At 59.9% G+C, this 18774-nt stretch carries 20 protein-coding genes and 2 pseudogenes; 12 read left to right on the top strand and 10 right to left on the bottom strand.

Going from position 1 to position 18774, the window contains the following annotated elements; translation table 11 throughout:
- Positions 1-5: 5 nt before the first annotated feature.
- The 5 genes and pseudogenes from ACZ1G7_RS19140 to ACZ1G7_RS19120 form a co-directional block, all read right to left on the bottom strand.
- Positions 6-890 (bottom strand): carbohydrate ABC transporter permease, encoded by an 885-nt coding sequence (locus ACZ1G7_RS19140; RefSeq protein WP_472660967.1) that lies wholly within the window; start codon positions 888-890, stop codon positions 6-8.
- A pseudogene (locus ACZ1G7_RS19135) lies at positions 887-1917 on the bottom strand (carbohydrate ABC transporter permease). Before ACZ1G7_RS19135 ends, ACZ1G7_RS19140 begins: the two are co-directional and overlap by 4 nt.
- A 112-nt stretch (positions 1918-2029) precedes the next feature.
- Positions 2030-3271, bottom strand: coding sequence for an ABC transporter substrate-binding protein (locus ACZ1G7_RS19130; protein ID WP_472660966.1), 1242 nt, complete (start codon positions 3269-3271; stop codon positions 2030-2032).
- Between the two features lie 171 nt (positions 3272-3442).
- The gene (locus ACZ1G7_RS19125; protein WP_472660965.1) at positions 3443-5488 is read right to left on the bottom strand and encodes a 3-hydroxyacyl-CoA dehydrogenase NAD-binding domain-containing protein; all 2046 of its coding nucleotides are present in this window, start codon (positions 5486-5488) and stop codon (positions 3443-3445) included.
- Positions 5485-6513 carry a phosphotransferase family protein gene (locus tag ACZ1G7_RS19120; RefSeq protein WP_472660964.1) on the bottom strand — a complete coding sequence of 343 codons (1029 nt, stop codon included), beginning with the start codon at positions 6511-6513 and terminating at the stop codon, positions 5485-5487. Before ACZ1G7_RS19120 ends, ACZ1G7_RS19125 begins: the two co-directional genes overlap by 4 nt.
- Before the next feature lie 89 nt (positions 6514-6602).
- Here ACZ1G7_RS19120 and ACZ1G7_RS19115 point away from each other — a divergent pair, with 89 nt between their 5' ends.
- Positions 6603-7823 carry an acyl-CoA dehydrogenase family protein gene (locus ACZ1G7_RS19115; protein ID WP_472660963.1) on the top strand — a complete coding sequence of 407 codons (1221 nt, stop codon included), beginning with the start codon at positions 6603-6605 and terminating at the stop codon, positions 7821-7823.
- A 6-nt stretch (positions 7824-7829) separates the two neighbouring features.
- On the opposite strand, the gene ACZ1G7_RS19110 is transcribed toward ACZ1G7_RS19115, so the two are convergent.
- Positions 7830-8012 carry a hypothetical protein gene (locus tag ACZ1G7_RS19110; RefSeq protein WP_472660962.1) on the bottom strand — a complete coding sequence of 61 codons (183 nt, stop codon included), beginning with the start codon at positions 8010-8012 and terminating at the stop codon, positions 7830-7832.
- Between the two features lie 237 nt (positions 8013-8249).
- On the opposite strand from ACZ1G7_RS19110, the gene ACZ1G7_RS19105 reads away from it, so the two are divergent.
- The 7 genes from ACZ1G7_RS19105 (at position 8250) to ACZ1G7_RS19075 (ending at position 11782) form a co-directional block, all read left to right on the top strand.
- The gene (locus ACZ1G7_RS19105; RefSeq protein ID WP_472660961.1) at positions 8250-8678 is read left to right on the top strand and encodes a YeeE/YedE family protein; all 429 of its coding nucleotides are present in this window, start codon (positions 8250-8252) and stop codon (positions 8676-8678) included.
- Positions 8678-9157, top strand: coding sequence for a DUF6691 family protein (locus tag ACZ1G7_RS19100; RefSeq protein ID WP_472660960.1), 480 nt, complete (start codon positions 8678-8680; stop codon positions 9155-9157). Before ACZ1G7_RS19105 ends, ACZ1G7_RS19100 begins: the two co-directional genes overlap by 1 nt.
- Positions 9109-9519 carry a protein tyrosine phosphatase family protein gene (locus ACZ1G7_RS19095; protein ID WP_472660959.1) on the top strand — a complete coding sequence of 137 codons (411 nt, stop codon included), beginning with the start codon at positions 9109-9111 and terminating at the stop codon, positions 9517-9519. The genes ACZ1G7_RS19100 and ACZ1G7_RS19095 overlap by 49 nt, the downstream gene beginning before the upstream one ends.
- Before the next feature lie 54 nt (positions 9520-9573).
- A complete protein-coding gene (locus ACZ1G7_RS19090; RefSeq protein WP_472663765.1) occupies positions 9574-9879 on the top strand; it encodes a ScnB-like protein in 306 nt (101 codons plus the stop codon).
- On the top strand, positions 9872-10150 hold the full coding sequence (locus ACZ1G7_RS19085; RefSeq protein WP_472660958.1) for an SH3-like domain-containing protein: 279 nt from the start codon (positions 9872-9874) through the stop codon (positions 10148-10150). Before ACZ1G7_RS19090 ends, ACZ1G7_RS19085 begins: the two co-directional genes overlap by 8 nt.
- Complete coding sequence (gene nthA / locus ACZ1G7_RS19080; RefSeq protein WP_472660957.1) at positions 10140-10784, top strand: nitrile hydratase subunit alpha; 645 nt, start codon at positions 10140-10142, stop codon at positions 10782-10784. Before ACZ1G7_RS19085 ends, nthA begins: the two co-directional genes overlap by 11 nt.
- 68 nt (positions 10785-10852) lie before the next feature.
- Entirely contained in the window at positions 10853-11782 is a 930-nt protein-coding gene (locus tag ACZ1G7_RS19075) for a lysophospholipid acyltransferase family protein (protein ID WP_472660956.1), read from the top strand.
- Here ACZ1G7_RS19075 and ACZ1G7_RS19070 read toward each other — a convergent pair.
- The 3 genes from ACZ1G7_RS19070 to acnA form a co-directional block, all read right to left on the bottom strand.
- Positions 11779-12558, bottom strand: coding sequence for a DUF1223 domain-containing protein (locus ACZ1G7_RS19070; protein WP_472660955.1), 780 nt, complete (start codon positions 12556-12558; stop codon positions 11779-11781). The two genes, ACZ1G7_RS19075 and ACZ1G7_RS19070, sit on opposite strands and share 4 nt — an antisense overlap.
- A complete protein-coding gene (locus ACZ1G7_RS19065) occupies positions 12555-13001 on the bottom strand; it encodes a methyltransferase family protein (protein ID WP_472660954.1) in 447 nt (148 codons plus the stop codon). Before ACZ1G7_RS19065 ends, ACZ1G7_RS19070 begins: the two co-directional genes overlap by 4 nt.
- A gap of 96 nt (positions 13002-13097) precedes the next feature.
- Positions 13098-15785 (bottom strand): aconitate hydratase AcnA, encoded by a 2688-nt coding sequence (acnA, locus tag ACZ1G7_RS19060; RefSeq protein WP_472660953.1) that lies wholly within the window; start codon positions 15783-15785, stop codon positions 13098-13100.
- A 176-nt stretch (positions 15786-15961) separates the two neighbouring features.
- Here acnA and ccmA point away from each other — a divergent pair, with 176 nt between their 5' ends.
- The 4 genes and pseudogenes from ccmA (at position 15962) to ccmD (ending at position 18228) form a co-directional block, all read left to right on the top strand.
- Positions 15962-16585: a heme ABC exporter ATP-binding protein CcmA gene (ccmA, locus tag ACZ1G7_RS19055; protein WP_472660952.1), complete on the top strand. Its 624-nt coding sequence runs from the start codon at positions 15962-15964 to the stop codon at positions 16583-16585.
- A pseudogene (ccmB, locus tag ACZ1G7_RS19050) lies at positions 16582-17237 on the top strand (heme exporter protein CcmB). Before ccmA ends, ccmB begins: the two are co-directional and overlap by 4 nt.
- Positions 17238-17311: 74 nt before the next feature.
- On the top strand, positions 17312-18046 hold the full coding sequence (locus ACZ1G7_RS19045; RefSeq protein WP_472660951.1) for a heme ABC transporter permease: 735 nt from the start codon (positions 17312-17314) through the stop codon (positions 18044-18046).
- On the top strand, positions 18043-18228 hold the full coding sequence (gene ccmD / locus ACZ1G7_RS19040; protein WP_472660950.1) for a heme exporter protein CcmD: 186 nt from the start codon (positions 18043-18045) through the stop codon (positions 18226-18228). Before ACZ1G7_RS19045 ends, ccmD begins: the two co-directional genes overlap by 4 nt.
- Here ccmD and ACZ1G7_RS19035 read toward each other — a convergent pair.
- Positions 18225-18722, bottom strand: coding sequence for a MarR family winged helix-turn-helix transcriptional regulator (locus tag ACZ1G7_RS19035; RefSeq protein WP_472660949.1), 498 nt, complete (start codon positions 18720-18722; stop codon positions 18225-18227). The genes ccmD and ACZ1G7_RS19035 overlap by 4 nt on opposite strands.
- Positions 18723-18774 lie beyond the last annotated feature (52 nt).

The following is an 18774-nucleotide window of genomic DNA, read 5'->3' as shown; positions in this document are numbered from 1 at the left end:
CTCGATCAGCCTTTCACGGCGCCGGCGGTCAACCCGCTGACAATTTGACGTTGGAAGAAGAGCACCAGCACAAACAGCGGTGCAGTGGCCGAGACCACGGCGGCAACGGCGAACATCACGTTGCCCTCCTGCTGGGTCGAGCCAAGGAAGCTAGCGATTTTGGGCACCATGGTCTGGTTCTCTTTTGACAGCAGCATGGCCGTGACCGCAAAGTCGTTATAGGCCAGCAGGAAGGAAAACAGCCCCGTGGTGATCACGCCCGGCCACATGACCGGGATGATCACATAGCGGAACGCCTGGAACCGTGTGCAACCGTCGACCATGGCAGATTCGTCCAGATCCTTGGGGATGTTCATAAAGAACGACCGAAGCATCCAGATCGTAAACGGCTGGTTGATCGCCACCAGCACAATGACCGTCGTCGACAGATACCCCCAAACATTCAGCTCAAAGAAGGGCAGCAAATAGCCTGAGACCAGCGTGATATGCGGCATCGCGCGGAACACCAGCGCGACCATCAGGATCCAGAACGTGTAGTTGTAAGACGACCGGCTCAGCGCGTAACCGCCAAGCGTGCCAAAGGTTAGCGAGATGGCAACCACGAAGATCGTCACGATCAATGTGTTGAACACAGCGGTGCCGAACAGCTCTGTCACCCAGGCGCCGTAATAGCCGTTTGAGGTGAAGGTGTCGCCGGTCTCGATCACCGTCCGCGTCCCCCAAAGGGCGTTGCGCCAGTCTTCAATCGAGAAGAAATCCGACTGCACTTTGAAGCTACCCCAAAGCGTCCACATGAACGGAAAGGCTGCGGCGATAAGCCAGATAATCAAGAACGCCATAAGCGTGAACTGCAGCGGTTTGGAACGGCGGGTTGCGAGGGCTTCACTCATGGTTTCGCTCCTTTAAAGTCGCGCCATGTCCGGATCAAAACCGGCGCCAGCAATACGGCCACACCCAAAATGGTCAACATCGAGGTGGCGGCGGCGGAACCGAATAGCTGCACCTCCCCCTGAGATCGTTGTAGATGATCCAACTGAGCGATGTGGCCGAGGCCTCCGCCGAGAAGCCTACAATCGGCTCAAACACCCGGAAGTTATCCATCAACTGGATCAGCGCGATGAATGTCACCAGCGGCATCAGATAAGGCACGACCACGAAGCGCACCTGCTCCCACCGCGACGCGCCATCGATCATGGCCGATTCAAGCGTGTCCTTCGGCACCGATTGCAGCCCTGCGTAGAACACAACGAAGGCAAAAGGCGCAGATGACCAGGTGCCGTAGACCATCAACATGATCCATGTCAGCGCCGGGCTGGCCTTCAGCGACAGCCCCGGATCGCTCATAATGACCTGTATCGTCTGGCCCAGCACCCCGCGGCTATCGATCATCCAAAACAGAATGAGGGAGCCCACAAGCGGCGTCACCATCATCGGCAAAAGCGAGAAGAAGATCGCGAGCCCCTTGAACATCTTCGGCAAAGCATTGACCGCCAAGGCGATGCAAAAGCCCAGAATGATCACCATCGGCGTCACCAGGAATGTGTAGGTCAGCGTGAAGGACAGCGCTTTGTAAAACGGCAACCCGTAAACCTGTTTGGCGAAATCACCAAGCCCGTCGCTGGTGCGCCAGAACTCCGCAATCTCAGCCGTCGCCAGATGGTTGCGGTTGGTGTAGGTGCCAAACCCGTTGAACACGCCCAGCGGGCGTTCCTCTTTCAGCCGGGCGGAAGCTTCGGTGTCGACAACCGTTTCGGTGGTGCAGCCGCCTAGCGGCACGCAGTTTTCCACCTCAATCAGAACCTTTTCGTTCTCGATATAGAGCGATTGGACGAAGACAGAGGCGATGGGCAGCGCGATAAACAAGAGCATCGCAAATGCCGATGGCAACATGAACCAGAGAAATGTCTTGTGCTTCATAGCGTCCCCCGAAGCCTGAAATACTGTCGCCGCGTGTTATGCCGGGCGAAAGCTGTGAGCGGGGCCTTGTAAAAAGGCCCCAGCCCTTGATCTTAGCGAGCGCATCAAACGCTTACTGCAGGAAACCCGCTTCTTTGGCTGCCGCTGTATAAGCAGCTTCCACGTCCGCCAGAGCTTGTTCCGCGGACTCGTTGCCCTGCATGAAGTCTGTCAGTTCCGCGCCCAAAGCGGTGTGCAGCAAGCTGCCATAAGGCACCATTGGGTAAGGCGTCGCCTTAGCGGAGGCGAAGACGCCCACAGCCGCAGCACCGGGTTTGTACCCGGGCATCAACCAAACAGCCTGATCCGGGTTCGCATTCGCGGTCTCATCCGTGATGCCGCTGATCATCGCCTGGAAGGTCGCCTCTGCGTCCTCATCGGTGATGTTGGTGGCGATCGTGAAACCGTCCCACCACAAAGTCGTGGCCAGCTCGTCGCCCTCGCCCAATGTCGGAGCGGCGGCGAATTTTGTCGCGGCAACGATCTCAGGGGTTGAGCCCTCATTATCGGTTACCGGCCCTGCGCGTGAGCCCCACATATTCATGATCGCCACGTTACCCGCTTCCCATTCGGCCGCGGCGGCATTGGAATCGTAGGTCAGGTAGTCGGGGTTCATATATTCCGACAGCGCTTTCATCATGTTAAGCGCGGCGACCCCGTTTTCGTTGTTAATCGCAACCTCGGCGGTGCCGTCTTTGAACATCGGCGCGCCGGTGCCCATATACATGTTGTTGAATTCCTGACCGAGGTTCCAACCGGCTTTGTAGGTGCCCGAAAGCGGGTAATCCATCAGGCCTTTGTCTTTGATCGCTTTTGCGGCGGCCAAAACATCCTCGTAGCTGGTCGGCACGTCAACACCAGCTTCGGCCAGAATATCTTCGCGGTAGAACATGTGCTGCGCGTTCGCCATAAAAGCAACCGCCATCACCTGACCGTTGATTGTGATCAACTGGCCTTTGGGAAAATCAGGCGCGTATTTTGCGACCAGATCGTCGAGCGGGCGCACCAAGCCTTCATTCATCAGCGGAACCAGCGTGCCGTTCGCAACGATGGAGGTCGTGTATTCGGCCGGATTTGGCGTCAAAGCAGCAACTTGGATATCGCGGTTGTCTTTGGTCAGGTTCGTGGTGATCGTCGCGTCGCCCGAGATGCATTCACGCGCCTTCGCCACAATCGTCTGGATCGCGGGGAATTCATTGCCCAACACCCGAACAGAGCCGGACGTGACCGAACACGCGTGGCCATCTGCGTAGGCAGCGCCCATGACCGACAGAACGGCTGCGCCACTCAGCATAGCGGTTTTGATATGTTTCATAATAGTCTCCCTTTTGTCGTTACGACTGGAACAGAACAGCAGCCGCCACCTTTTTCAACGCCCGAGCCGGCGTTTCTTTAATCCTTGAATACGTATTCTGACGCCAGTTTCTTGCTACGGTCAAGCACGATCCCGCCCCAAAGGATGATTTTTTAGGAACCTGCCTGTTGCTTAGGCAAATGTTTCGCGCTCCGCGGCGCGCTTGCGCAACAGCGGTGCAATCTCGCAAAATGCAGGTCCCGCGGCCTGCGCCCGCTCCAACCGGGTCAGGACATCAAACGCGCCGATCACATCCGCCTGATGCATTGGCCCGCCCTTTTCACGCGGAAACCCAAACCCGTGCAAAAGCACTGTGTCGATATCGCCCGGCCTCGCGGCGACGCCGTTTTCCAACAGCCAAGCGCCCGCATTGATCATCGCACCCAAAATGCCCTGCTGAATGTCTTGCGCCGTTGAAGGGCTGGTTTGAACCTTCTTTTCCGACCGCTCCAACGCGAGCAGCTGCATCACCTCTTCATTCAGCAGCGCTTTGCCCGCGTCAGTATAGGTGTAATAGCCCTGCCCTACTTTGCGCCCAATGCAGCCCGCCTGCACCATCCGGCTCGACAATTCTAGCACAGGCGACCCGTCTCGAAGTCCGTGGCGCGCCTGCCCGACATCCAGCCCCGAGGCATCCTGCGCCTCATACGGCCCAAGCGGCATACCGAATTCCCGCATCGCCATGTCTACTTGGTAAGGGCTGGCGCCCTTCAGCAAAAACGCGTCGGCCGCATCGCGGTAAGCCGACAGAACCCGGTTGCCAATCAAACCCGGCACCGCCGCGCAACGCACGGGCAGTTTGCCAAGCTGGCGCGCAAATTGATGCGCCGTGGCAACCGCCACGTCTGAAACCTGTTCTGTGACCCCAATCTCGACCAACCGCATTCGGTTTGCTGGGGCAAAGAAATGCATCGCCAAAAACTCCGACGCGCGTCCGGTCGCGGCACCAAGCTGCGCGATATCCTGATAAGAGGTGTTGGAACACAGAACTGCGTCGGCTTTGCAAATTTTGCCCAGTTTCGACAGCACCGCGACTTTCGCAGGGGTATCCTCGGTCACGGTTTCAATCACCAGATCAGCCTGCGCGAGAGACCCAAGGTCGGTAGTCAGGTTCAGCTGCGTCAGCGCCTCCGCGCCCTCACCCTGGGTGATCCGCCCGGCCTGCGCCTCTTTTTGATAATGCGCACCGATCCGATCCAGCGCCTGCGTAACGCCGGCCTCCCCTTGTTCGACCAGACTGACTGACAACCCGGCATTCAAGCACGAAATCGCTATCCCGCTGCCCATCAATCCGCCGCCAACAATACCCACACTGTTGACCGGCCTTGGTTGGGCACGCGCAACTTCGGGAAATTTCTGCGCGGCGCGTTCGGCAAAAAACGCATGGCGCAGCCCGGCAGAGGCGTTTGAGGCAAGGCAGTCGGAAAACGCCTCGCGCTCCATCTCCAAAGCGGCGTCAAAGGGCACAAGCAACGCGGCCTCAACGCAATCCACAATGCGTTTGGCCGCGAAAACCCCGCGCGTCTGGGAACGCGCTTGCGCCGTCGCCGCCATAAATGCCGCGCCATCCGACAAATGCGTCCGCAACGCGCGCGTCGGGCGCGGCTCGGTCAGTTCGCGCGCCAGATAGCGCAGGCTTTCGCGCAGGTCCCCTTCAACAATTCCGTCGATCAGGCCAATTGCCTCGGCCCGGTCCGCCAGGATCGGACGCCCGGTCAGCATCATTGTCAGTGCATCCGTCACAGGCATCAGGCGCGGTGCGCGCTGCGTGCCACCGGCGCCGGGCAAAAGCCCCAATTTGATCTCGGGCAGGCCGAACTGGGTGTTCGGGCTCGCAATGCGGTAATGCGCGGCCATCGCCAGCTCCAACCCGCCGCCCAGCACAGTACCATGCAAAGCCGCGATCACCGGCTTGGGCGAGGCTTCAATCAGGTCGCACAGATCAGGCAGCGACGGCGCGCGGTCGGGCTGGTCGAACTCTTTGATATCGGCGCCCGCCGGAAAGGTCCGGCCATTGGCGGCCAGCAGGATCGCGTCAATGCTGTCATCTTGCAAGGCCGCCTCAAACGCCGCCAGAATGCCCAGCCGCACCGAATGCCCCAACGCATTGACCGGCGGGTTGTCAATTGCGATTAGCGCCTGCCCGTTGCGGCGTTCCAATCTGACGGGGTGTTTCATGCTGTTCTTTCGTCGATAAGTCTGTTTGCCTCAGCCGCCAGCAAGGGGATCGCCGCGGCATATGTCTTGGCCGTTTCCGGGTTGGATGCGTTGCCATCCTGCGCCCGGCGTACGACACCTTCAAGGATCGCAGCAAGACGGAAGAATGAAAAGGCCAGATAGAAAGCCCAGTTGCGGGGCCGCTCTATCCCGCGCCGGGCGCAGTAGCGCGCCACATAGGCGTCTTCATCCGGCAGTCTCAATGCGGCGCGGTCAAGCCCGCCCAGACCACGCATGCCACCCTTATGCGGCAGCCGCCATTGCATGCATTGATAGGCCAGATCTGCCAGCGGGTGGCCCAAAGTGCTCAGCTCCCAATCCAAAAGCGCCCGCACCTGCGCGCCGCCGTTGTCAAAGATCATATTGTCGAGCCGAAAATCGCCATGCACCAACGCGACCTGCCCATCATCGGGTGGCATGTTGGCCTCCAACCACGCCATCAGTCGGTCCATATCCGCATTGTCGCGCGTCTTGGAGGCGCAATATTGCCGCGACCACCGATCCGTTTGCCGCGCAAAGTAATTGCCGGGTTTTCCATAATCTCCCAACCCCGCGGCTACGACATCCACGTCATGCAGCGCTGCAAGAACACGGTTCATGTCATCATAGATTGCGGCACGCTCGCTCTGGTCCACCTCTGGCACCGCCGGATCCCAGAAAATGCGCCCCTCAACCATCTCCATCACAAAGAATGCGCGCCCCAGTGGCGAGACATGATCCTCAGCCAGAAACACCATGCGCGGCACCGGCACGCCGCTTCCCGCAAGTGCTGCCATGACCCGGTATTCGCGCTCCACCAAATGCGCGGATTTCAACAATTTGCCGGGCGGTTTTGCGCGTAGAACATAAAAGACCCCGTCGCAATCCAGCTGATAGGTCGGGTTCGACTGCCCGGACGGAAATTTGCGGATCCCTGTCAGCGTCGGCAATTCGGTCGCATGCTCGGCCAGAAAAGGCGCAAGGGTGTCGATGGAAAAATCGTCCATGGCGTGAGCTTACCCGCCGCATCAGGATTGACAAGCGCCCGCTGCCCCATAGGCTTCGCGCGAAACCCGCATGCCATTCAGGACACAAGATGAACCTAGGACCCAGCGAGCGCCTTTTGCCGATCCGCGATGCCACAGCCCAAATGGTACGCGACGAGATCGCCCCGATGGAGGCCCCCTATTTCGCCGAAGTCGAAATCAGCGACCGCTGGGCCTTTACCCCGCGCCAAAGCGACATCATCGAGACATTGAAATCCAAGGCAAAAGATCGCGGCCTATGGAACCTTTGGTCATCGAAAACTGGGCACCAGCTGTCGACGGTCGAATATGCCTATCTTGCCGAAGAAATGGGCAAAGCGCATCTGGCCCCTGAAACCTTCAACTGCAACGCACCAGATACCGGCAATATGGAGGTTTTTGAGAAGTACGGCACGCCTGAGATGCGCGAACGTTGGTTGCAGCCGCTGCTGGACGGCAAAATCCGCTCCGCTTATTTGATGACGGAGCCGCAAGTCGCCTCATCCGACGCCACAAACATCGCTCTCAGCTGCACCCGCGACGGCGATGACTACGTGCTTAACGGCGAAAAATGGTGGGCCACTGGCGCGGGCGATCCGCGCTGTGCGGTCTACATCATCATGGTGCGCACCGCGCAAGATGGCCCCAAGCACCAGCGCCATTCCATGATCGTCATCCCGTCGGACACGCCCGGCATCGAAAAGCTGCGCGCCATGCAGGTCTACGGCGATGACGAGGCGCCGCATGGCCACATGCAAATCCGGTTCTCGGACGTGCGCGTTCCCGCCGCGGCAATGCTGCTGGGCGAAGGGCGCGGCTTTGAGATTGCGCAAGGTAGGCTTGGCCCCGGCCGCATCCACCATTGCATGCGCGCCATCGGTATGGCCGAACGCGCGCTCGAGCTGATGTGCAAACGGTCGCTACAGCGTGAGGCGTTTGGCAAGAAGCTCGCCCAGCTTGGTGGCAATTACGACTATATCGCCAATGCCCGCATGCAGATCGAACAGGCCAGGCTGCTTTGTCTGAAAGCCGCGTGGATGATGGATCAGGGCGACGCGCGCGCCGCCGCCCCCTGGATTAGCCAAATCAAGGTGGAGGCCCCGCGCATCGCGCTGGAGATCACCGATCAGGCCGTCCAGATGTTCGGCGCGCAAGGCATCAGCCAAGACACGCCGCTCGCGCGCCAATGGGCGCATTTGCGGACGCTACGGCTGGCTGACGGCCCGGATGCGGTGCATCGCAGGCAGGTCGCGCGCGCGGAATTCAAAAAATATACTCAGGAAAAAATGTAGACGGTCTTAGATCGGCAAATTGTCGAACATGTCTTCAAGATCGTCATTGCGTGCCTCAGATTTGCGGTAGCGGCTCTGAAATGCGGATGCACCAGTTTGAATGGTCTGTTTGACCTCATCCAGCTTGCCGGGGTCGGCAATCAGTTTACGAAGGGCAGCGTCCAATTCGGTCGTGGTGAGTTGCGTCATGAAATCCTCCCAGATTTACGTTGGCCACCTACAAACCATACCACGGAAAAGGTCCCAAAAATAGCGTTTAACTGGAAGTGTTAACGGAATAGGCCGAAAAAACAGGCAAAATTAACCAGTTTACCGATGAAGCGCTCATTTCTTGAGCTTGTCGCCAAACCAACACATATCCAAAACCGCTCTTGAAGCCCTGACGCAAGGCACAGTAACTCAGCACAACACATGACGGAGATCGCTATGCCAATAGACTGGATTTGGGGGCTCATCGGCGGGCTGATGATTGGCGGCGCAGCGGCGCTGCTGCTGTTGGCGAACGGGCGCATTATGGGCGCGTCGGGCTTGTTGGGCGGCGTCGTTGACGGCTCCCAGACCGGGAAGGCGCGCACCGAAGCGATCCTGTTTTTGGCGGGTCTCATCGGGGTGCCCGCTTTATGGCACCTGCTTGCAGGCGCGCCGCCCACGCATGCAACTTCCAACATCGTGGTCCTAATTGCGGCGGGCCTCTGCGTGGGGTTCGGTACACGGTTGGCCAATGGCTGCACGTCGGGGCACGGGGTCTGCGGCATATCGCGTTTGTCGCCACGCGGGATCGTGGCCACCTTGATCTACCTCGCAACGGGCGCGCTCAGCGTCATTTTGTTCCGAACCGTTTGGGGGGTCATCTGATGCGGCGGTTAATCGCGGTCGCGGCTGGCGGCCTGTTCGGGATGGGGTTGCTCACGTCTGGCATGACGGACACGCGCAAGGTGCAAGGCTGGCTCGATCTGTTTGGCGCATGGGACCCGACCCTGGCCTTCGTTCTGGGCGGCGCCATCATCCCAATGTTTTTCGCATGGCGCGTCGCCGCAAGGCGGACACAAGCCATGTTCGGCGGCCCGCTGCCACAAGCCCCAAGTTCGGAAATCACACCAAGGCTTGCGCTGGGCTCCGGGTTGTTTGGCATCGGTTGGGGGCTGTCGGGCCTTTGCCCCGGTCCGGCCATGGCCTCGCTCAGCTTCGGCGGCTGGCAGGGTCTGGTGTTTTTTCTGGCCATGGTCGTCGCCATGATGGCGCAACCTCGGGTGACAGCCGCTTTCGCACCGGCTAAGCAAGGCCCATGGATATTCGCCCGCTCTCCCCCGATTTCGCTGTGTCCCCGCAAATAACCGCCGCCGATGTCGCGCTGCTGGGCACTGCCGGGTTCACCCATGTGATCTGCAACCGGCCGTCCTATGAAAGCGCGCCTGAAGATGCACCCGACGTGATCAAAGCGGCCGTCGAAGCCGCAGGCATGGGATGGAGCGACAATCCAATGGCCGCCAACGAGCTGACCTTGGACCATGTCGAGGCACAAAAAGTCGACGGAAAAGTGCTGGCATACTGCGCCTCTGGAACGCGGTCAGCCATCCTCTGGGCCCTGTCGCAAGCGGGTCTCATGGAAACGGACGCGATCATCGCTGCGCTCGAAAAAGCGGGCTATCCGCTCGGCGGATTGCGCGGCCAGATCGAGGCGCTTGCGAACCGCTGACGCGCGCTCTAGCTTGGCGCCATGAGTACAAATCCAGACCACCGTTGGCACGATATGGGCGGCAGCGACGCCGGTCCCATCCCCGATGACCAGCATGATTTCGCCCTTTGGGAAAAACGCGTCGATGCGCTGATGATCCTGGGCTCTGCCCGCGGGCATTTCACGGTCGACGGGCTGCGCCGCGCGCTCGAAGACATGGGCGAAAAAGCCTTTGAAGAGATGAGTTATTACGAGCGCTGGATCGCCTCCATCAATCAAAACCTCATCGAGGCCGGTGTCTATTCCATCGAAGAGCTCGGCGCGAAGATGGAAGAGGTCAAATCGCGCGGCGACACCTACGGGGCGGCGCAAGATGTATGAACCCGGCACACAGGTACGCATCCGCGATCTTTGCCCGCCGGGCCACGTCCGCACGCCGCATTACCTGCGCGGAAAAACCGGCGTAATTGAACGCCGCCTTGGCCCCTATGAGAACCCCGAACAGCGCGCATACATGCTGCCCGCCCCCGAAAAGCAGCTCTATCGCGTGCGCTTTTCAATGGCCGAGCTTTGGGGCAGCGCCGCCGAACGCCCCGCTGATACGCTGGACGCCGAAATCTACGAGCATTGGATCGACCAAAATGCCCCATGATCATCACGACCATGACCACCTGTCCCCCTCCGGCCACCCGTACCGCGCCGACAATGACGGCCCGCTCAGCTATTGGCAGGTCATGGAAATCGCGGTGCGCGAGCTGATGATCGAGAAAGGCGAAGTCACCGCCACCGAAGTCGCCACCCAGATCGAAGCCATGGACGCGCGCAACCCAACCAATGGCGCGCAGGTTGTGGCGCGCGCCTGGCTTGAGCCGGATTTCAAAGCCGCGCTGCTGGCCGATGGTTCGCAAGCCACGCGGGAAATGGGGTTCGATATCGGCCCGATGAACCTGGTTGCCGTCGAAAACACGTCCGACATCCACAACGTGGTCGTTTGCACCTTGTGCAGCTGCTACCCGCGCAACCTGCTGGGCCTGCCGCCCGATTGGTACAAAACCCGCGAATACCGCTCCCGCACGGTCAAGGAGCCGCGCAAGGTTTTGGCAGAATTCGGCGTCGATTTGCCCGACACCGTGACCTGCCGCGTCCATGACAGCACCGCCGATATGCGCTATATCGTCCTGCCCACCCGGCCCGACGGCACGGATGGCTGGACCCAATCGCAGCTGGCAGAGCTGGTCACCCGCGACAGCATGATCGGCACAGGGCTTGCCAAAACGCCCGACTAGCTTGCGCGCACGCGCCCACGCTTTTATGTGAGGGCGCTGATCACATTGAACGGACTGCACGGGCGAGTATGGCACTAGGCGAAACAGCATCCGGGCGCAGGGGCATGGCGGAATATGCCTCAAACCTCGCGATCCGCGCCTTGATCGGCGCGGCTTTGTTGGTGCCTTACCGATTGCGGGTGCCAATGGCGGGCTGGCTCGTGTCGCGCGTCGTCGCCCCGCTGGCGGGCTACAGCAAACGGGTGCGCGACAATCTCGCCTATGTCTGCCCCGACCTGCCAGAGGCAGAGGTCAAACGCCTGATGCGCGCCGTCCCCGACAATGCCGGGCGCACGTTGATCGAGATCTATTCAGGCAAGGGCTTTACCGACCGCTTCGCGGACGCGCCCTTGACGGGCCCCGGCGTCGCGGCGCTGGAAGAGGCCCATAATGCCGGTCGCCCAGTGGTCTTGGTCACAGGGCATTTCGGGAATTACGACGCCCCGCGCGCGGCCTTGATCGCCAAGGGCTTCAAAGTGGGCGCGCTCTACCGCGAAATGAACAACGGCTATTTCAATGATCACTACGTGGCCGCGATCAGCCAGATCGGCACGCCGGTCTTTCCTCGCGGGCGGCGGGGCCTGTCGGGCTTGCTGAAATTCCTGCGCGCGGGCAATATGGGCGGGTTCCTGATCGACCAATATATGCGCGACGGCGCGTCGGTCACATTCTTCGGAAAACCCGCCCCAACAGCGCTTTCGGCGGCGGAGCTGGCGCTCAAATACGACGCGCTGGTGGTGCCAACCTATGGCATCCGTCAGGAAAACGGGCTGGATTTCGAAGTGATTTGCGAAGCGCCCATCGCGCATTCATCCCCACGGGAAATGACGCAGGCGCTCAACGACTCCCTCGAAGCGCTTGTGCGTCAGCATATGGAACAATGGTTCTGGATCCATCGACGCTGGAAGCCCGAACAAGAGGAATGGCGTCGAAAAACTTACGAAAAAGCAGACACTTAATCCGCTTTTTGTGCGGCCAGAATAGGGCCAATCGCGCCGTCCTGCACAATGACAACGGCCGGGTCATCACTGGTCAGGTCAACCTCAAGCGACAAAGGCGCCTGCCCGTCCCACTTCGCCAGCAACGCCCAATTCGTCACCACATTGTGGTAGGTGATAGTGCGCCCGGCATTCTCGCCGCGTTTGATCTCGACGGATGACTTGGGGCTGTATTGCACCAGATAAACCGCCATCACGTCGGGCGCGTTCGCAGGCACCTCTGCCGACAAGGCCAGGGTGTCATCGGCGCGTTCCAGCGACAGCGCGACAGGTTCAGCGCGCGCCGCGTGTTTGGCAATCAGCTCGGAAAGTTTCATCGCTTTGGTGCCCACGACCTGATCGCTGCCCCCAACCACCATTTGCGGCGTGTAAATCATCGTGGAGCCTGACCGTGCCGCGTAGCCGCGCTGTCTTTGGGTAAAGGCAGGGTTGGCAAACGCGTCTTTCCAGCCAAGATAGTCCCAGTAATCCACATGCAACGACAGCGCGATCACGTCGTCGCGCTCTGCCAGCTCGCCCAACAATGCGTCTGCAGGCGGGCAAGAACTGCAGCCTTGCGAGGTGTAAAGCTCAACAACCACATCCGCCGAGACCGTGCTCACCGGCATCGTCGACAAAAACCCCGCAACTGCGGCTGCAAAAAACCTGCGCATCAAAGCAATCCTGTGTTTACGTGCCAGTCTGCGTACCGCGCCAGACCCGTCAGCGCCAATCAAGCCTTCGCGAGAATTTGTCATATCCAACGCCGCGTGGCGCTCAGGTAGCGTTCCGCCTCGGCGCCAAAGCTGGCACGCAGCCCCTCTTCTTCCGGAATAGCGAAACGCCGATCTAAGACCACCCAAAACGCAACCAACAGCAAAAGCCCAAGCGGCTGCCCCCGGCCGATTATGGCGCCCAGCAGAATAATAAGCATCGCCAGATAGATCGGGTTACGGCTGATCCTAAACGGCCCCTCAACGATTAAAGCTTGCGCGCTGTGATGCGGTTCAATCGTCGTCTTACGGCGCCAGAACCAAAACGCAGCCCAGCCAATCAGGCCAAGCCCCGCCAAAATCAACGCCCAGCTGACAGCGTTGGCAATAGGCCCAACGGCCAGCCCCGGCACAGCTTTGGCAAGCAGCCAATTGAGCACCAGAAACAAGATCAGCCAAAGCGGCGGTAGATCAGGAAAGCCTTTCATGCCGCCAGAATGCGCGACACCGCCCGAAACACAACCCTAGATACAAAGAAGCCGCCCCTAAACGCTGGGGCGGCTTCCCTGAAATTTGGTCAGATATCAGGCTGCGGCCAGATCGCGCAGCACATAATGCAACACGCCGCCATGCTCGATATATTCTTTCTCGATGGCGGTATCGATGCGGCATTTCAGGGTGATGTTTTTCACTGTCCCGTCGGCCATGGTGATCACGCAAGGCACCTCGGAAAGCGGCTTCAGATCGCCTTCCAGACCAGTGATCGAAACAGTCTCGTCGCCCGTCAGGCCCAGTGATTTACGCGTGTCGCCACCCGTAAATTCGAACGGGATCACACCCATACCCACAAGGTTGGACCGGTGAATACGCTCGAACGTCTCAGCGATAACCGCCTTCACGCCCAGCAGCGCAGTGCCCTTCGCAGCCCAGTCGCGCGACGACCCGGCACCGTATTGCTCACCCCCGAAGATCACCAGCGGTGTGCCTTCTGCCTGATGCGCCATCGCGGCATCAAAGATCGACATCTGGCTGCCATCGGGCCCTTTGGTGAAGCCTCCCTCCACGCCGTCCAGCATCTCGTTCTTGATGCGGATATTGGCGAACGTGCCGCGCATCATGATCTCGTGGTTGCCGCGGCGCGACCCGTAAGAGTTGAACTCGCGCGGGGCAACTTGGCGGTCGATCAGGTATTGCCCGGCAGGTGTCGATTCCTTGAACGCACCGGCTGGCGAGATGTGGTCAGTCGTGATCATGTCGCCCAACACCGCCAGCACTTTCGCGCCTTCAACGTTGGAAATCACGCCCGGCTCAGCGCCCATGCCCTGGAAATAGGGTGGGTTTTGAACATAGGTCGAGGTCGCGGGCCAGTCATAGGTCTGGCTGTCCGTGGTCTCGACGCCCTGCCATTTTTCGTCGCCGGTGAAGACTTCGGCATATTTCGACTGGAACGCTTCGCGGGTCACGGTTTGCTCAACCAGTTCCGCCACCTCCTGCGACGTCGGCCAGATGTCTTTCAGGTAGACATCATTGCCGTCCTTGTCGGTGCCAATGACGTCCTCGGCCAGGTTGATATCCAGCGTACCGGCCAAAGCATAGGCCACCACCAGCGGGGGCGAGGCAAGGTAGTTCGCGCGCACGTCGGGTGAAATCCTGCCCTCAAAGTTGCGGTTGCCCGACAGAACGGATGTCGCAACCAGATCGCCTTCGGCAATCGCCTCAGACAGCTCTTTCTGGATCGGGCCAGAGTTACCGATGCAGGTCGTGCAGCCGTAGCCCACCAGGTTGAACCCGATCGCATCCAGATCGTCCTGCAGCTCAGCCGCTTCCAAGTAAGCGCTGACCACTTGGGATCCGGGGGCCAAGGACGTCTTGACCCAAGGCTTTCGGTTCAGACCCAAAGCGCGCGCTTTGCGGGCCACCAGACCGGCGCCGATCATCACGTAAGGGTTCGATGTGTTGGTGCAAGATGTGATCGAGGCGATCACAACCTTGCCCGATTCCATCGTGTAGTCTTCGCCTGCAACCGCGACCTCTTTGCCCATCGGGCGTTTGAACGTCTCTTCCATTTCGCGGCGGAACGCGCTGCCGCCTTCGGTCAAGGCAACGTAGTCCTGCGGGCGTTTCGGCCCGGAAATCGCTGGCACAATCGTGCCCATATCCAGCTTCAACGTGTCGGTGTAGATCGGGCGGTAGCCCGCATCGCGCCAGAAGCCGTTCTCTTTTGCATAGGCCTCAACCAGCGCGATCGTGTCTTCCTCGCGGCCCGTGGTGCGCAGGTAGCGCAGCGTCTCGTTGTCAATCGGGAAGTAGCCGCAGGTCGCGCCATATTCGGGCGCCATGTTGCCAATCGTCGCGCGGTCGGCCAGCGGCAGGCGGTCAAGGCCTTCGCCGAAGAACTCGACGAATTTGCCGACAACGCCTTTGGCGCGCAGCATCTCGACCACTTTCAGAACCAAATCGGTGCCGGTCGTGCCTTCTACCATCGCGCCGGTCAGCTCAAAGCCAATGACCTCAGGGATCAGCATCGAAATCGGCTGGCCCAGCATCGCGGCCTCAGCCTCAATGCCGCCAACGCCCCAACCCAATACGGCCGCACCGTTTACCATGGTCGTGTGGCTGTCTGTGCCCACAAGCGTGTCCGGATAGGCCACCATATCGCCGTTCTGATCGGTGTCGGACCAAACTGTCTTGGCCAGATATTCCAGGTTCACCTGGTGGCAGATGCCGGTGCCGGGTGGCACAACGCGGAAATTGTTAAACGCCGATTGGCCCCATTTCAGGAACGTGTAGCGCTCCATATTGCGCTCATATTCGCGGTCCACATTCATCTGGAAGGCGCGCGGGTTGCCAAACTCGTCGATCATGACCGAGTGGTCGATGACCAGATCAACCGGGTTCAGCGGGTTGATCTTTTCAGGGTCGCCGCCCAGCGCCACCAAACCGTCGCGCATCGCAGCCAGATCAACCACTGCTGGCACGCCGGTAAAGTCCTGCATCAGAACGCGGGCCGGACGGTACGCGATTTCCTTGGGGTTCTTGCCGCCCTGCTTGCCCCAATCGGAAAACGCCTTGATGTCGTCAGTGTGAACCGTCTTGCCATCTTCAAACCGTAGCATGTTCTCCAAGACAACCTTCAGCGCCGCGGGCAGGTTGGTGAATTCGCCAAGCCCTGCTTCCTCCGCCGCTTTGATCGAATACATGGCGTAGCTTTTGTCGCCTACTGTAAGAGTTTTGCGGGTTTGGGAACTGTCTTGTCCAACGACGATCGGCATGGGCTGTCTCCTTTGGGAAATGGCAATGGCTACGGAATTTGCCCTGCTCTACCCTCAACAGCCAAAGCGGATCAAGGGGAGATTGCAGTTTTGGTATGCAATAGCATACAGAAAATTAACCATCTCTCCCTCCCTTGGTCTTTCCCGCCCTTGCGTAATCCGCTATTCGCGGGCCTATGGCCTTTTCCGTTCAAGACCTGAGCTGCGCGCGCGGTGAGCTGACCGTCCTGTCCGGCGTGCAATTTGCGCTTGAGGCGGGACAGGCGCTGGTGCTGCGCGGCCCGAACGGATCGGGCAAGACCACGCTTTTGCGCTGCATCGCCGGGCTGGCACCCAAAACATCGGGCACGGTCAGCTTTTCCGCCGACCAGGTCGCCTATGCCGGTCATGCCGACGCGCTGAAATCGCAAATGACAGTGGCCGAGACTCTTGGCTTCTGGACGCAGGTTTTCGGCGCCGCCAATCCCGATGCCGCCATTGACAGCTTCGATCTGCATCCGCTTCTGACGCGGCGCATCGACACATTATCCGCAGGCCAAAAACGCCGCGTCTCGCTGGCGCGTCTGGTCATTTCAAACCGTCCGCTCTGGGCGCTGGACGAGCCGACGGTCTCCCTTGACGCAACCACCGTTGCCCGATTTGGCGCGCTGGTGGACGCACATCTGGCCGGTGGCGGCGCTGCCCTGATCGCAACCCATATCGACCTTGGCCTCGGCGCGTCGCGGGATCTCGACATCACCACTTTCCGCGCCACCGAGAAACGCGATCTCGACCCGTTTCTAACTGGTGCTCTGGAATGATCGCGCTGTTAAAACGCGACCTTATTCTGGCCATCCGCGCGGGCGGCGGGTTCGGTCTTGGCCTCGCGTTTTTCCTGATCCTGTGCGTGCTGGTCCCATTTGGCGTGGGGCCAGAGCCGCAACTGCTCGCGCGCATCGCGCCCGGCATCCTCTGGGTTGGCGCAATTCTGGCCTGCCTCTTGTCACTCGACCGCATCTTCCAGCTCGACTTTGAAGACGGCACGTTGGAGATCCTTGCGACCTCCCCCTGCCGCTTGAAGGCGTCACACTGGCCAAAGCGCTCGCGCATTGGCTCACAACCGGCCTGCCGCTGACCCTGGCCGCTGCCCCATTGGGCCTTTTGCTCAACTTGCCCGTGCCCGCAATGCCCTGGCTGGTGCTGGGTCTTGCCCTCGGGACCCCGGCTCTCTCCGTAATCGGGGCGTTTGGCGCCGCACTGACCGTCGGCCTCAAACGCGGCGGTTTGCTGATATCCCTGCTGGTCCTACCGCTCTACATGCCCGTTTTGCTGTTCGGCGCAGAGGCCGCGCGGCGCGGCGCTGAAGGCCTCGACCCGAGCACGCCACTTCTGCTCATGGCAGGCATCAGCGCGGCATCGCTGTCGCTCATGCCCTTCGCTGCCGCCGCGGCACTCCGCATGAACCTTAGATGACAACCATTCTGACAAAACCGTGCGCGCGGCCCTGTCATATTGAAGCCCGCCCGAAGGTCACGTAGACAGCGCCCATGTCGATCTGGAAATATGCCAACCCCAAGCAGTTCATGCAAACCACAGGCTGGTTGCTGCCGCTGTTTTCCTACGCGGCGGCGGGCTGCCTGATCGTCGGGTTGGTCTGGGGGTTCTTCTTTACGCCCGATGATTTCCGGCAAGGCTCGACCGTGAAAATCATCTATCTGCATGTGCCCTCCGCCTTGATGGCAATCAATGCCTGGCTGATGATGCTGGTGGCCTCCCTCATTTGGCTGGTGCGGCGCCACCATGTCTCCGCCCTCGCCGCCCGCGCGGCAGCGCCGGTTGGTCTGTTCATGACCCTGATCGCGCTTGTCACCGGCGCTATCTGGGGTGAACCGATGTGGGGCACCTATTGGGCCTGGGACCCGCGCCTGACATCCTTCTTGATCCTGTTCCTGTTCTATCTCGGCTACATCGCGCTATGGCAGGCGATTGAAACCCAAGACGTCGCCGCAGATTTGACGTCGATCCTGTGTTTAGTCGGCTCCGTCTTCGCGCTGCTCAGCCGCTATGCGGTGAATTTCTGGAACCAGGGGTTGCATCAGGGCACCTCTGTCCCTGTTGCCACGGGCGAACGCTCTGTGGCCGACGTCTTCTTCGTGCCTTTGGTCATCTCAATGGTCGGATTTGGGCTGTTCTTCATAGCTCTCGTCCTGCTGCGCACGCGCACCGAAATTCGCGCCCGTCGTCTCAAGGCGCTGCTGGCACGTGAAAGGGCCGCACAGTGATCCCCGATCTAGGAAAATACGCAGATGCCGTGCTGTCGGCCTATGCCGTGTCGCTTGTCTTGCTGGCCGCGATTGTGGCGGTATCGCTCTGGCGCAGCCGGGCCGTGAAACGCCAATTGGCTGAGGTCGAAGCGCGCAGCTCAGACACTCAGGCCAACCAATCTGAAGACGCCGCGCTTTAGTAGATATAGCGGATCTGGTCGCTCCAATAGCGTTCCATCCGGCGCAGGGATCCGTTGATGTCGTCAATCCCGTCATTGCCCAGAAGGCCGTTCTTTTCCATCCCATCGGCATGGCGGCTGAACAGCTCTTGCACATGGTCACGAACCTTGCGGCCCTTCTCAGTCAAGCGGACGCGCACGGACCGGCGGTCAATTTCGCAGCGTTGGTGGTGCATATAGCCCATCTCAACCAGCTTCTTGAGATTGTAGGACACGTTCGAGCCCTGATAATAGCCGCGCGATTTCAGCTCGCCCGCCGTCACCTCATTGTCGGAGATGTTGAACAGCAGCAGCGCTTGTACCGCGTTGATATCAAGCAGTCCCAGCCGCTCAAATTCATCCTTGATGACGTCCAAAAGAAGTCGGTGCAGGCGCTCGACCAAAGCCAAACTCTCTAGGTAACTGGTCATAAAATCGCGGGAATCCGTTTTTACAAACCGTTGCTGAATACTCATACTAATCTCCGTGGCAAAACGCTCGTTGCACAGCAGATAAGCCAGAAGGTTT

Source organism: Litoreibacter sp. JB4-2 (assembly GCF_055693445.1).
This window is presented reverse-complemented; position numbering and strand designations above follow the sequence as displayed.